Raw genomic sequence first — 12874 nt, 5'->3', positions numbered from 1 at the left:
GTGCACGGGCGTGCACCCCGGGACGCCTCCGGGTTCCTTCGCGGCGGGCTGCCTCAGTGGCCGCCGCAGCAGCCGCCGTCGGCGCCGCCGCACTGGCAGGGCGCTCCGGACTGGCAGCCGCAGCCGCAGCCCGGGCCGCAGCCACAGCCCGCCGCGAGGACGGGCAACAGCTTCGGGGCGGGCGGCTCGACGGTGGTGTGGGCGGGTGCCGGTCGGGTCGGGTTGGCCTTCATCGAGCTCTTCCCTCCTAGTGACGGGCACACTCCGGTGCCCCACCGTCGAGTGAAGCCGCCGTTCGGAGGGAGCGTCAACAGGCGCGCAGTGGTGGGGCACCCGGAAAGCCGTGCACCCGCACCACCCTCGCCACAGGTTTACTCACCCCCGGGGTGAGCGGGACTCACTCCGCCTCGGCGGCCTCGGCGGCGGCCACGAACTCGGCCACGTGCTCGCCGGTGACCAGGTAGACGACGCGCTTGGCGATCGACACCGCGTGGTCCGCGAAGCGCTCGTAGTAGCGACCGACCAGGGTGATGTCGACGGCGGTCTCGATGCCGTGGTGCCAGCGCTCGTCGATCAGGTGCGACAGCAGCTCGCGGTGCAGGGCGTCGATCCGGTCGTCGTCCTGCTCCATCTCCAGGGCCTTGTCGACGTCCTTGGTCGCGATCACCAGGCCCGCCTTGGCCACCAGGCGCTGGGCGAGCTGGCCCATCTCCAGGACGGTGGAGTGCAGGTCGGCCGGCACCGCCGACTCGGGGTAGCGCATCCGCGCGACCTTGGCGACGTGCCGGGCGAGGTCCCCGCAGCGCTCCAGGTCGGCGCTCATCCGCAGCGAGGTGACCACGATGCGCAGGTCGGTGGCGACGGGCTGCTGCCGGGCGAGCAGGTCGATGGCGCGGTTCTCGAGGTCGTGGTGGAGATCGTTGATCTTCTCGTCGGCGGCGATCACGCCCTCCGCCAGCGCCAGGTCCGCGTCGAGGAGTGCGGTGGTGGCCCGGCCCAGGGCGGAGCCGACCAGCCGGGCCATCTCGACCAGGCCGTCGCCGATCGCATCGAGTTCCTCGTGGTACGCGTCGCGCATGTTCTCTCCTCAGTAGCTGTGTCGGTGGCGGTGCCGACCGGTCAGCCCGTCCGACCGTAGTTCCGGGGTCCGGGCGACCGCTGCTGGTGGCGCGAATGGTACGCGCACACCCGAGACCGTGGCCGCTGTTCGGCGCAGCGATCTCTCCCACACGGGCTGCCTGGCCAACTCTGTGCCGTTCGGGCGACGACGCACGGCCGGTGCGGTGAATCGGCAGCTACGTGAAGGTGAATTCTCGGCAACGCATGGCCGATGCCTTGACTCAGCCCTTGGGGAGTGGCCAGGCCGTGCGCTTACGCTGACCACATGGACGTGAATGTGGCCGCTGCCGCCGCCTGTGCCATAGCCGGGCTCGGCGTCGGCCTCACCGCCTCCATCGCCTTCCGCTGGAGCGAGCGCGAGCAGGCCAAGGGCAAGCACACCGGCGGAAAGCACTACGGCCGGTACCAGGCACTGGGCACCGGCACCCCGGAGCCCCCGCTGCCGCCGGGGGTGGACACCGTGCTCTCGGTGCTCCGCTCCTGCGCGATCGTGCTGGGCGAGGGGGACGAGGTGGTCAAGGCCAGCTCGGCGGCGTACGCGATGGGCCTGGTGCGCGGCGGTGCCGTCGCCGTGGACCCGATGCTCGCGCTGGCCCGCGCCACCCGCCGGGACGGCGAGATCCGGCAGGTCGAGCTGGAGGTGCCCCGCCCGGGCGCGGCTCGCGCGGCGGAGCCGCTCGCGGTCTCCGTCCGGGTCGCCCCGCTGGGCTCCCGGCTGGTGCTGGTCCTGGTCGAGGACCAGACCGAGCGCCGCCGGGTGGAGGCCGTCCGCCGGGACTTCGTGGCCAACGTCAGCCATGAGCTGAAGACCCCGGTCGGCGCCCTGTCGCTGCTGTCCGAGGCGGTCGTCGACGCGTCCGACGACCCGGAGGCGGTGCAGCGCTTCGCCGGCCGGATGCAGGTCGAGGCGGCCCGCCTGGCCAGCCTGGTGCAGGAGATCATCGACCTCTCCCGGGTCCAGGACGACCGGCTGATGGTCGACCCGGAGCCGGTCGCGGTGGACGAGCTGATCGCCGAGGCGATCGACCGCTGCCGCCAGCAGGCCGCCGCCAAGCAGATCCTGATCGCGGCCGGCGGCATCGCCGGGCTCTATCTGCACGGCAACCGCGGCCAGCTCGCCGCGGCGCTCGGCAACCTGGTGGAGAACGCCGTCAACTACAGCCCGCCCCGCACCCGGGTGGCCATCGCCACCCGCCGGATCTCCAGCGCCGCCGCGCTCGGCGAGGCGGACGGCGAGCTGATCGAGATCTCGGTGACCGACCAGGGCATCGGCATCTCCGAGAAGGACCGCGAGCGGGTCTTCGAGCGGTTCTACCGGGTCGATCCGGCCCGCTCCCGGCAGACCGGCGGCACCGGCCTCGGCCTGTCCATCGTCAAGCACGTGGCCGCCTCGCACGGCGGCACCGTCTCGGTGTGGAGCGTGGAGGGGCAGGGCTCGACCTTCACCGTCCGGCTGCCCGCCGGCCAGGCCCCCACCGACGACGACCTCGACGGCAGCGACGGCATCGACGACTTCGAGGACTACGACGACCTCGGTGACGTCGACGACGACCTCGACGACGGCCCCGCCCCGGACCTCGACGGCGCCGGGTCCACCACCGACGAACCCCGCGACGAACCCACCGACCAACCCCGCGACGAACCCGGTGCCGACACCGCCGGGCCCGCCACGGCACCCCGGACCCTCACCGCGGACCGCACCCACCGTGCGGCCCGTTCGCTCCCCGCCGGGGAGCGGGAACAACCCCTGACAAAGACAACCCAGCTTGCCCCGGAGGCCTGATCGTGACCCGAGTACTGGTGGTCGAGGACGAGGAGTCGTTCAGCGACGCCCTCTCGTACATGCTCCGCAAGGAGGGCTTCGAGGTGGCCGTCGCCGCGACCGGCCCGGACGCCCTGGAGCAGTTCGAACGCAACGGCGCCGACCTCGTCCTGCTCGACCTGATGCTGCCGGGCCTGCCGGGCACCGAGGTCTGCCGCCAGCTCCGGGTGCGTTCCAACGTCCCGGTGATCATGGTGACCGCCAAGGACAGCGAGATCGACAAGGTCGTCGGCCTGGAGATAGGCGCTGACGACTACGTCACCAAGCCCTACTCCACCCGTGAGCTGGTCGCCCGGATCCGCGCGGTGCTGCGCCGCCGCGGCGAGGACGGCGGCGCGGGCGAGAACGGCGGCGGCCCGGGCGCCCTGGAGGCGGGCCCGGTCCGGATGGACGTGGACCGGCACGTGGTGACGGTCGACGGCGCCAAGGTCGACCTGCCGCTCAAGGAGTTCGACCTGCTGGAGATGCTGCTGCGCAACGCGGGCCGGGTGCTCACCCGGATGCAGCTGATCGACCGGGTCTGGGGCGCGGACTACGTCGGCGACACCAAGACCCTGGACGTCCACGTGAAGCGCCTGCGGGCGAAGATCGAGCCCGACCCGGGCGCGCCGCGCTACCTGGTCACCGTCCGCGGCCTGGGCTACAAGTTCGAGCCGTAAACCGCGGGCCCGCGAAGCCGCGGAAGGCCCCCGCCGACTGTCGGCGGGGGCCTTCGCGTTGTGCGGCACCGGCCGAGACCGGGGGAGCGGTCACCGGGACCCACGAAGCCCCGCGCCGACCCGGGAGGGGGCCGGCGGGAGGCGGGGTGCGCAGCGTCAGTGGGCGGCCGGAGCGGTGGTGCCGGAGACCGGCGCGACCGGGGCACCCGTGGTGGCCGGCGTGGTGGCACCGGTCGCCGGGGTGGCCGGAGCGCCCGGGGTGGTGGCACCGGCGGTCGGCGTGGCCGGCGCGGTGGCGGCCGGGGAGGCGCTCTTGGTGGGCGCGGCCGACGGGGTCGGGCCGTAGCCCTGGTACAGGCCCTTGTCGGAGTCCGGGCTGACGCCGGCCTGGGCGTCGACCTTCTGGCCGTCCTTGAAGGCGAAGGTGGTGGGGGCGAAGCCGCCGACGTGGACGGAGGCCGAGCCGACGGTGGCGGACGGGTTGCCCTGGCCGCCGATCGCCACCGAGCCACCGGCCGGGATCACGATGGTGGGCTGCGGGGCGCCCGCGGCGTCCGCGAAGGTGGCGTTGGCGCTGCCGACGGTGATCGACTGCAGCTCGGCCGGGGTGGTGGCCGTGTTGGAGATGTTCACGACCACGTTGGCGGGGCCCGTGTAGTCACCCGAGGCGCCGACCCCGGTGACGACCACGATGTTGTTCAGTCGAAGGTTGGTCCCGAGGGTCGCCGCCGCGTTGTCCGGCTTGACCTGCAAGGTGTCCGGCGTGTTGTTCGCGGCACAGGAGGACAGCGAGGCGATGGCGATGGCGGCGATGGCGGCGATGCTGCCGCGTCGAAGGCTGCGGCTCACGGCGGCGGCAACTCCTAGGTCAAGTGTCGACAGGTCAGGTCTCAGATTATCGACCTCACTTATGCCGTCCTCACGGGGTGGTCCCCGTGTCGCACTCCGGGGGCCGCGCGGGGGCCGGACGGCGGTACCCATGGCATGAACCGGTCACCAGCAGGACAAGCTTCGACCAAGATCGAATAACGATTCGATCACGACCTGGAAAGGGGTGAAAGCTCAAGATCCAATCATGGCTGCGGGGGTGTTGCGCAAGGGTTTCGTCAGACCTCGGAACCGCCTCCGACCTGCGGGAAGCCCCTCTCGAACATCGGTCGCAGCACGTCATGGGGGTCCTTGTCAAGCCCCGAGACCGGCCCTGACCTGCGAAAACGCCCTTCGGGTGCGCCGCAAGGCGTGTTATTCTGGAAAGCCACGGAAGGGGTCCTGTCACATGACGTTCAAGGTTGGCGACACGGTGGTCTACCCCCATCACGGGGCCGCGCTGATCGAGGCCATCGAAATTCGCCAGATCAAAGGTGTGGACAAGACCTACCTGGTGCTCAAGGTGCAGCAGGGAGACCTGACGCTCCGCGTGCCCGCCGAGAACGCGGAGTTCGTCGGCGTGCGCGATGTGGTCGGCCAGGAGGGTCTGGACCGGGTCTTCGAGGTGCTCCGCGCACCGTACACCGAAGAGCCGACCAACTGGTCCCGTCGCTACAAGGCGAACCTGGAGAAGCTCGCCTCGGGCGACGTTATCAAGGTCGCCGAGGTCGTGCGCGACCTCTGGCGTCGCGAGCGCGAGCGCGGCCTCTCGGCCGGCGAGAAGCGGATGCTCGCGAAGGCGCGCCAGATCCTCGTCAGCGAGCTCGCGCTGGCGGAGAACACCAACGAGGACAAGGCGGAGACGCTGCTCGACGAGGTGCTCGCCTCGTAGTGCGGTCGGGCTGCCGCCCCACGCCCACAGCGCCCGGTGCCGGCGTGCCGCTCCCAGGACGAACCGTCCAGGAGTGGTGCAGTGGCACTCCGGGCGCTGAGGCGTGTCCGGACGACGCCCCCCACCCGAGCCGGTCCAGGCCTGCAAGACCGTTTCTGCGCAGTTGTGCGGCGGGCAGTGGACCAGTGGTTCTTCGGAAGGGGCCCCGCGCCCGCCGGGCACGCCATGGCCATACCCACTTCGCCGAAGGAGTGAAACCTGAACGCGTCAGCAGCAGTCGCAGCAGCAGTGGTGCCCGCCGCCGGCCGCGGTGAGCGGCTGGGGCCCGGCGCCCCGAAGGCCCTGCGGGAACTGGGCGGCGTGCCGCTCCTGGTGCACGCCGTACGGGCCCTCGCCCGCAGCCGGGCGGTCGGCCTGGTCGTGGTCGCCGCGCCCGCCGACGGGGTGGGCGAGGTGGTCGCCCTGCTGGACAGCCACGGGCTGGACGGCAAGGACATCCGGGTGGTGGCCGGCGGCGCGACCCGCCAGGAGTCGGTCCGGCTGGGCCTGGCCGCGATTCCCGAGGACGTCGGGATCGTCCTGGTGCACGACGCGGCCCGCCCGCTCGTCCCGGTCGAGGTGGTGGACGCCGTCGCGGCCGCCGTCCGGGCCGGGGCCCCGGCGGTGGTGCCCGCGGTGCCGCTGGCCGACACCGTGAAGCGGGTCGAGCCGAACCCGGGCCACCCCGAGCCGGTGCTCGACACGCCCGAGCGCGCCACCCTGCGCGCGGTGCAGACTCCACAGGGCTTCGACCGGGCCGCCCTGGTCGAGGTGCACGCCAAGGCGCTGGCCGAGGAGTCCGCCGGCGGCGCCGACACCCCGCCGGTCACCGACGACGCCGGACTGGTGGAGCGCTACGGCGGCACGGTCGTCGTGGTGCCCGGCCACGAGGAGGCGTTCAAGGTCACCCGTCCGTTGGACCTCGTGCTCGCCGAGGCCGTACTCGCCCGCCGGAGGGCCGCCGATGCCTACTGAGCCGATGCCTGCTGAGCCCCTGATCCCCCGGGTGGGGATCGGCACCGACGTGCACGCCTTCGAGGCCGGCCGCCCGCTCTGGGTGGCCGGACTGGAGTGGCCGGACGCCGAGTTCGGGCTCGCCGGGCACTCGGACGCCGATGTCGCCGCGCACGCCTCCTGCGACGCGCTGTTCTCGGCCGCCGGCATCGGCGACCTGGGCGCCCACTTCGGCACCGACCGCCCCGAGTGGGCCGGTGCCTCCGGGGTGAAGCTGCTCGCCGAGGCGGCCCGGCTGGTGCGCGAGGCCGGCTTCGAGATCGGCAACGTCTCGGTCCAGGTGATCGGGGTGCGGCCGAAGATCGGCAAGCGGCGGGCCGAGGCGCAGGCGGCGCTGTCCGGCGCGGTCGGCGCACCGGTCTCGGTCTCCGGCACCACCACCGACGGCCTGGGTCTGACCGGCCGGGCCGAGGGGCTGGCCGCGATCGCCACCGCCCTGGTGTACGAGCGGCGTTGAGTCCGCAGCCGATCGACAAGCCGATCGACCGGCCGATCGACCGGCTGGTCGATCAGCCGGAAATAGGCCGGTGTTGACGGGTGTTCACCGGATGTCCCAGGGGTCCGAATCGGTAGGGTTCGGTCCGGGCCCGTGCGGAGCTCACCCTCGGGTCCGGTACCGCCGCCGACGAGAAGAGGATTTCGATGAGTGCCCAACTCTCCGACCGTGCCAAGGCGTTGATCGACGGCAAGAGTTTCGCCGTGATCACCACGATCCAGCCGGACGGCAGCCCCCAGTCCTCGGTGGTCTGGGTCAAGCGCGACGGCAACGACATCCTGTTCTCGACCGTCGAGGGCCGTCGCAAGCACCTCAACCTGGTGAAGGACCCGCGCGTCTCGCTGCTGATCAACCCGCCGGAGAACCCGTACGAGTACCTGGAGGTCCGCGGCTCGGTGGAGCTGACCACCGAGGGCGGCCGGGAGCTCATCGACGAGCTGGGCCTCAAGTACCGCGGCGAGGAGAAGTACGGGTACGACGGTCCGGACGACGTCCGGGTGGTCGTCCGGCTCTCGCCGCGCAAGGTGGTCGGCGGCATCTGACCGGTCCGGACGGGCCGCGATTCCCCGGGGCGGCCCCGCCGTTCCCCGGGGAACGCCCGGTCCGTTCCCGGTTAATGTCGCGGGGCACCCCCCGCCGCCCACTACGCTTGACGCTGTGAGCATTCGTCTGTACGACACCAGCACCCGCCAGGTACGCGACTTCGTCCCGCTTGTACCGGGTTGTGTCTCGATCTACCTGTGCGGCGCTACCGTTCAGTCGGCGCCACACATCGGGCACATCCGGTCCGGGCTCAACTTCGACATCATGCAGCGGTGGTTCGCCTACCGCGGCTACCAGGTGACCTTCGCCCGCAACGTCACCGACATCGACGACAAGATCATCGCCAAGGAGCGCGAGCTCGGCACGCCGTGGTGGCAGATCGCCTACGAGAACGAGCGCGCCTTCAACGACGGTTACAGCGCGCTGGGCTGCCTGCCGCCGACCGTCGAGCCGCGGGCCACCGGGCACGTCCCCGAGATGATCGAGATGATGCAGGGGCTCATCGAGAAGGGCCACGCCTACGCGGTCGACGGCAACGTCTACTTCGACGTGAAGTCGTATCCCGACTACCTCGCGCTCTCCAACCAGAAGCTCGACGACCTGCGCCAGCCCGAGAGCGAGGGCGAGACCGGCAAGCGCGACCAGCGCGACTTCGCGATGTGGAAGGCCGCCAAGCCGGGCGAGCCGAACTGGGAGACCCCGTGGGGCCGCGGCCGTCCGGGCTGGCACCTGGAGTGCTCGGCGATGGTGCACAAGTACCTGGGCCCGGCCTTCGACATCCACGGCGGCGGGCTGGACCTGGTCTTCCCGCACCACGAGAACGAGATCGCCCAGTCCAAGGCCTACGGCGACGACTTCGCCGCCTTCTGGGTGCACAACGCCTGGGTCACCATGGCGGGCGAGAAGATGAGCAAGTCGCTCGGCAACTCGGTGCTGGTCTCCGAGATGGTCCAGCGCTGGCGCCCGATCGTGCTCCGCTACTACCTGGGCGCCGCGCACTACCGCTCGATGATCGAGTACAGCGAGGACGCGCTGCGCGAGGCCGAGGCCGGTTTCGGCCGGATCGAGGGCTTCGTCCAGCGGGCCGTCGAGCGCTGCGGCAGGGTCGACGCGGCGCCCGAGGTGCCGCCGGCCTTCGCCGAGGCGATGGACGACGACTTCGGCGTCCCGCAGGCGCTGGCCGTCGTGCACACCGCCGTCCGCCAGGGCAACAGCGCCCTGAACGCGGACGACAAGGAGAGCGTGGTGGCGCGACTGGCCGAGGTCCGTGCGATGCTCGGTGTACTGGGCCTCGACCCGCTCGACCCGCAGTGGGCCGGGGCGGAGCGCGGTGAGGACCTCCACGGAGTGGTCGACTCGCTGGTCCGTCTGGTCCTGGACCAGCGGCAGGCGGCGCGACAGCGCAAGGACTTCGCCACCGCGGACGCCATCCGCGACCAGCTCGGCCTGGCCGGGCTGGTGATCGAGGACACCCCGTCCGGCCCGCGCTGGACGATCAACAGCCAGTAACCCCATCTGACGATCGGGGTGATGGGTGGGCCGTACCGGACCGGTGCGGCCCTCCCGCATGACGTAGCGCATGCCGTAGGCCGCCACCGCACCGAGCGGGACGGCCGGGCATGCCGGACAGACAGGAAGTACAGCCATGGCCGGCAACAGTGCACGCAGGAACCGCCGCAACCCCGGATCCAAGAAGGGTGCGTCTGTCGGTACCGGCGGGCACAGCCGGAAGGCGCTCCAGGGCAAGGGCCCGACCCCGCCCGGTGAGGAGCGCAAGGGCCACCCCAAGCAGCGGGCCGCCAACGCCGCGCTGAAGCGCGAGCGGGACGCCAAGGCCCGGGCCGGCATGCGCCGGGCCGGCGCCGGCGGCCGCGGTGGCCGAGGCGGCGCGGGCAGCGCCGAGCTGGTCTTCGGCCGCAACTCGGTGGTCGAGGCCCTGCAGGGCGACGTCCCGGCCAACGCGCTGTACGTCCAGCAGTTCATCGACACCGATGACCGGGTCCGGGACGCCTTCCAGGCCGCCAACGAGCGCGGCATCCCGCTGATGGAGGCCCCGCGGCCCCAGCTGGACCAGATGACCGGCGGGATGAACCACCAGGGCCTGGTGCTGCAGGTCCCGCCGTACGAGTACGCCCACCCCGAGGACCTGCTCGCCGAGGCCGCCGACGCCGGCCAGGACGCGCTGATCATCGCGCTCGACGGCGTCACCGACTCGCGCAACCTGGGCGCCGTGGTCCGCTCCGCCGCCGCCTTCGGCGCGCACGGCGTGGTCATCCCCGAGCGCCGCGCGGCCGGCATGACCGCCGGTGCCTGGAAGACCTCCTCCGGCGCCGCGGCCCGGCTGCCCGTCGCCCGCGCCACCAACATGACCCGCGCCCTGGAGGCCTACCAGAAGGCCGGGCTGATGGTGGTCGGCCTGGCCGCCGACGGCGAGGCCGAGCTGGGCGACCTGGAGCTGCTGACCGGCCCGGTCGTGATCGTCGCGGGCAGCGAGGGCAAGGGCCTGTCCCGACTGGTCTCGGAGACCTGCGACATGCGGGTGCGGATCCCGATGAGCGGTCTGACCGAGTCGCTGAACGCCGGTGTCGCGGCGGGCATCGTGCTCTACGAGGCCGCCCGACTGCGCGCCAAGCGCTGAGCACGGCGGGCACCGCGCCCGCAGGAGATCTTCTGAATTCTCCGCGATCCGAGTGAAAAGCGATCGGGCCCGACCGGGTCCGATCGCTTTTCTCATGATCACTTCAAGTATGCGCCGGACATCCACCCGAGAGAGTGTCCTAAGCGGCCGTCACCCGGTTAGACGGGCGTGGACACCAGAACACCTCGGCGCCCCCTGTTCGGCGGCGGCAGCACCGGGATAGACGCGGGCCCCGGGCTCGACACCGTCAAGGTGTCGTCGGACCCCGCGCGGCTCAGCAACACCCAGGCGAGCTTCCGGCTCCGGCTCGGCACCCCGGTGGCGCCGCTGATCGAGGCCCCGGCCGGACTGCTGTCCACCGGCGCCGCGTTCGGCGACCCGTACGCCAACCAGGGCCTGATCCGCCGTCCGCTGGTCACCCCGCAGGTCGTCGTGCCGGCCTCCGCCGTCCCGGCGCTGGCCGGGGCCACCGGCGGTGCACCGCGCCGCAAGGGCAGGGTCACCGCCGTCACCTGGACCGGCCAGGCCGCCCCCGGGGACCTCGCCGCCACCCGGCTGCTGGAGGCGGTACGGACCAGCGGCGCCCCGGCCGGCGCCGACCTGGACGAGGACACCCAGGTGCTGCCCGCCTACGCCGGCGCCCGGACCGTCCCCCGCCAGCCGCGCGAGGGCAGCGGCACCGCCACCGACGCCGGCGTCGGCCCGGTCGGCGAACCGCACGGCTGGACCCCGAGCGGCGAACTGCCCGAGGTCTCCGCCACCGCCGCCGACGGCAAGCAGCCCTGGTACCCCGGCCGCCGGGTCGACCTCGGGCTGGTCCTGCTGCCGCTGCGCGCGGTGCTCGGCTCGCTCTCCGTCTACGCCGGGTTCAGCAAGCTGTGCGACCCGGTGTACTTCGACGGCGGCGAGCGCGGCTCGATGATGCGCTGGCTCTCCTCGCTGCACCCGTGGAAGGTCGCCGAGCCGCTGCTGGCCTTCGCGATGGCCCACCCCGTCGGCTCCGGCCTGGTGGTGTCGTTCACCGAGATCGTGGTCGGCGTGCTGACCCTCCTCGGCCTGTGGCAGCGGCTCGCCGCCGGGGCGGCGATGCTGCTCTCCGCCGCGCTGCTGTTCACCGTCAGCTGGCGGGCCGTCCCGGTGTACGACACCCCCGACCTGATCTTCCTCGCGGCCTGGAGCCCACTGCTGATCGCCGGGGCGCCGTTCGCCTCGCTCGACGGGCGGCTCAACCTGGAGGCCTGGCGCCGGATCGGCGCGGGCGCGCCGGGCGCCCTGCGCCGCCGGGTGCTGCGGCGCGGCGCGGTGGTCACCACCGTCGTGGTCGGCCTGACCCTGCTGCTCGGCTCGATGCTCGGCGCGGCCGTCCGCACCGGCGCCCGGCCGCACCAGGCGCCCGGCCGCCCGGCCGGCGAGTACGGCACCCCGGTCTGGCCGTCCGGCGGCCCCTCCGGCGCCCCCGGCGGCCAGGGCACGTCCACCTCGCCCGCGCCCGCCGCCCCGCGCCCGGCCACCCCGACGCCGGGCGCCACCGCGCCCTCCAGCGCCCCCGCCAAGTCGGCCGGTGCCACGCCCAGCGGCAAGCACTCCGGCAAGGCCGAGGCCGGCGGCTCCTCCCCGGCGCCCGCCGCCCCGCCGGCCGGCTCCGGCTCCGCGCCCGCCCAGCGCACCCCGGCCCCCGGCGGCTCGGGCACGGCGCCCAAGCCCAGCCCGAGCAACGGCTCCGGGCTGCTCGGCGGGGTGCTGGGCAGCGGTCCGGTGCTGGGCAGCGGCCCGCTGTCCGACCTGTCCGGCGGGCAGCCCTCCCGTCCGGGGACGCCGACCGCCACCTGAGGCGGCCGGACGCGCTACGGCCGGGCGCTCCGTGGGGGAGCACCCGGCCGTAGCGCTGTGGCGTGCCCGCCGGGCGTCAGCGGGAGCTCCCGCGGTAGGCGGCCAGCTCCTTGGCCGCCTCGGTGAGGTCCTTCGCGGTGTCGATCGCGCGCCAGTACACGCCCTGCGGCAGCTGGTAGCCCGCGAGCCGCTTGCTGCGGGCGAGTTGGGGGAAGGTGGTGCGCTCGTGGTCGCCCACGTCCGGCAGCAGCTCGGCGAACTCCGGGCTGAACACGTACAGGCCGGCGTTGATCAGGAAGGGCGAGGGCGGGGCCTCGATGAAGTCCAGCACATTGCCGAACTGGTCGGTCTCGACGGCCCCCCAGGGGATCCGCGGCCGGGCCAGTGCGAGCGTCGCCACGGCGTCCCGCTCGTGGTGGAAGGCGGCCATGTCGCGCAGGCTGAAGCGGGTCCAGATGTCGCCGTTGGTGGCGTACCAGGGCTCGTCCGGGCGGGGCAGCGCCTTCGCCGCGTACTTCAGGCCGCCGCCGCGCCCGAGCGGCTCGGCCTCGACCACCGTGCGCACCCGCAGCGGCAGTTCCGCCCGGTCGAGCCACTCCTCCAGCACGTCGGCGAGGTGGCCGCAGGACACCACGACGTCGGTGACGCCCTCGGCGGCCAGCCAGGCCAGCTGGTGGCCCAGGATCGGCGTGCCCGTCCCCGGGATCTCGACCAGCGGCTTGGGGCGGTCGTCCGTGTAGGGGCGCAGCCGGGAGCCCTGGCCGCCGGCCAGGATCACGGCCTGGGTGACGGGCGTCGTGGTCGGCCGGGGCTGGGCCTGCGGGGACTGCGGGGACTGCGGGGACGCGAGGTCGGCGGCGGGGCCGGAGTCAGCGGTCATGGCTGAACAATAGGGCGCCCGGCGGGGGTTGACGCGGTCCGGCGGTCAGTCTGGGCCCGTCGTGAGTGCCGACCG

At 73.1% G+C, this 12874-nt stretch carries 13 protein-coding genes; 9 read left to right on the top strand and 4 right to left on the bottom strand.

The genetic code is table 11. The annotated features are described in order from the left end of the window. Window positions 1-53: 53 nt before the first annotated feature. Window positions 54-233: a hypothetical protein gene (locus ACFWIS_RS34365; protein ID WP_380461258.1), complete on the bottom strand. Its 180-nt coding sequence runs from the start codon at window positions 231-233 to the stop codon at window positions 54-56. A 164-nt stretch (window positions 234-397) separates the two neighbouring features. Continuing rightward, window positions 398-1078, bottom strand: a complete 681-nt coding sequence (gene phoU / locus ACFWIS_RS34360; RefSeq protein WP_380461259.1) for a phosphate signaling complex protein PhoU — start codon at window positions 1076-1078, stop codon at window positions 398-400. A 306-nt stretch (window positions 1079-1384) separates the two neighbouring features. Between phoU and ACFWIS_RS34355 the strand changes: the two genes are divergently transcribed. Continuing rightward, on the top strand, window positions 1385-2902 hold the full coding sequence (locus ACFWIS_RS34355) for a sensor histidine kinase (RefSeq protein WP_380461260.1): 1518 nt from the start codon (window positions 1385-1387) through the stop codon (window positions 2900-2902). Between the two features lie 2 nt (window positions 2903-2904). Next, a complete protein-coding gene (locus ACFWIS_RS34350) occupies window positions 2905-3600 on the top strand; it encodes a response regulator transcription factor (protein WP_030061050.1) in 696 nt (231 codons plus the stop codon). 156 nt (window positions 3601-3756) lie between these two features. Here the strand turns inward: ACFWIS_RS34350 and ACFWIS_RS34345 are convergent, their stop codons facing one another. Then, on the bottom strand, window positions 3757-4449 hold the full coding sequence (locus tag ACFWIS_RS34345; RefSeq protein ID WP_380461261.1) for a DUF461 domain-containing protein: 693 nt from the start codon (window positions 4447-4449) through the stop codon (window positions 3757-3759). A 427-nt stretch (window positions 4450-4876) separates the two neighbouring features. On the opposite strand from ACFWIS_RS34345, the gene ACFWIS_RS34340 reads away from it, so the two are divergent. The 7 genes from ACFWIS_RS34340 to ACFWIS_RS34310 all read left to right on the top strand — a co-directional run bounded on the left by ACFWIS_RS34340 (window position 4877) and on the right by ACFWIS_RS34310 (window position 11919). Beyond that, window positions 4877-5359: a CarD family transcriptional regulator gene (locus ACFWIS_RS34340; RefSeq protein ID WP_030244332.1), complete on the top strand. Its 483-nt coding sequence runs from the start codon at window positions 4877-4879 to the stop codon at window positions 5357-5359. 258 nt (window positions 5360-5617) lie between these two features. Next, window positions 5618-6373 (top strand): 2-C-methyl-D-erythritol 4-phosphate cytidylyltransferase, encoded by a 756-nt coding sequence (gene ispD, locus ACFWIS_RS34335; RefSeq protein ID WP_380461288.1) that lies wholly within the window; start codon window positions 5618-5620, stop codon window positions 6371-6373. A gap of 4 nt (window positions 6374-6377) precedes the next feature. Beyond that, the gene (ispF, locus tag ACFWIS_RS34330) at window positions 6378-6869 is read left to right on the top strand and encodes a 2-C-methyl-D-erythritol 2,4-cyclodiphosphate synthase (protein WP_380461262.1); all 492 of its coding nucleotides are present in this window, start codon (window positions 6378-6380) and stop codon (window positions 6867-6869) included. Between the two features lie 185 nt (window positions 6870-7054). Next, window positions 7055-7450 (top strand): PPOX class F420-dependent oxidoreductase, encoded by a 396-nt coding sequence (locus ACFWIS_RS34325; RefSeq protein ID WP_380461263.1) that lies wholly within the window; start codon window positions 7055-7057, stop codon window positions 7448-7450. Window positions 7451-7565: 115 nt separating this feature from the next. After that, window positions 7566-8960 (top strand): cysteine--tRNA ligase, encoded by a 1395-nt coding sequence (gene cysS, locus ACFWIS_RS34320; RefSeq protein ID WP_380461264.1) that lies wholly within the window; start codon window positions 7566-7568, stop codon window positions 8958-8960. A gap of 136 nt (window positions 8961-9096) precedes the next feature. After that, entirely contained in the window at window positions 9097-10089 is a 993-nt protein-coding gene (gene rlmB, locus ACFWIS_RS34315) for a 23S rRNA (guanosine(2251)-2'-O)-methyltransferase RlmB (protein WP_380461265.1), read from the top strand. Window positions 10090-10257: 168 nt separating this feature from the next. Beyond that, the gene (locus ACFWIS_RS34310; RefSeq protein ID WP_380461266.1) at window positions 10258-11919 is read left to right on the top strand and encodes a DoxX family membrane protein; all 1662 of its coding nucleotides are present in this window, start codon (window positions 10258-10260) and stop codon (window positions 11917-11919) included. A gap of 76 nt (window positions 11920-11995) precedes the next feature. Here ACFWIS_RS34310 and ACFWIS_RS34305 read toward each other — a convergent pair whose 3' ends face one another. Continuing rightward, the gene (locus tag ACFWIS_RS34305) at window positions 11996-12799 is read right to left on the bottom strand and encodes an NDP-sugar synthase (protein WP_380461267.1); all 804 of its coding nucleotides are present in this window, start codon (window positions 12797-12799) and stop codon (window positions 11996-11998) included. Window positions 12800-12874: the final 75 nt, after the last annotated feature.

The organism is Kitasatospora sp. NPDC127060, from assembly GCF_042724935.1.
In the GTDB taxonomy this organism is placed as follows: Bacteria; Actinomycetota; Actinomycetes; order Streptomycetales; family Streptomycetaceae; genus Kitasatospora.
This window is presented reverse-complemented; position numbering and strand designations above follow the sequence as displayed.

Coding starts and splice junctions, on each gene's coding strand:
- ispF (WP_380461262.1), top strand. CDS start 6,378: ATGCCTGCTGAGCCCCTGATCCCCCGGGTGGGGATCGGCACCGACGTG.
- ACFWIS_RS34305 (WP_380461267.1), bottom strand. CDS start 12,799: ATGACCGCTGACTCCGGCCCCGCCGCCGACCTCGCGTCCCCGCAGTCC.
- ACFWIS_RS34340 (WP_030244332.1), top strand. CDS start 4,877: ATGACGTTCAAGGTTGGCGACACGGTGGTCTACCCCCATCACGGGGCC.
- ACFWIS_RS34365 (WP_380461258.1), bottom strand. CDS start 233: ATGAAGGCCAACCCGACCCGACCGGCACCCGCCCACACCACCGTCGAG.
- ACFWIS_RS34325 (WP_380461263.1), top strand. CDS start 7,055: ATGAGTGCCCAACTCTCCGACCGTGCCAAGGCGTTGATCGACGGCAAG.
- ACFWIS_RS34355 (WP_380461260.1), top strand. CDS start 1,385: ATGGACGTGAATGTGGCCGCTGCCGCCGCCTGTGCCATAGCCGGGCTC.
- phoU (WP_380461259.1), bottom strand. CDS start 1,078: ATGCGCGACGCGTACCACGAGGAACTCGATGCGATCGGCGACGGCCTG.
- rlmB (WP_380461265.1), top strand. CDS start 9,097: ATGGCCGGCAACAGTGCACGCAGGAACCGCCGCAACCCCGGATCCAAG.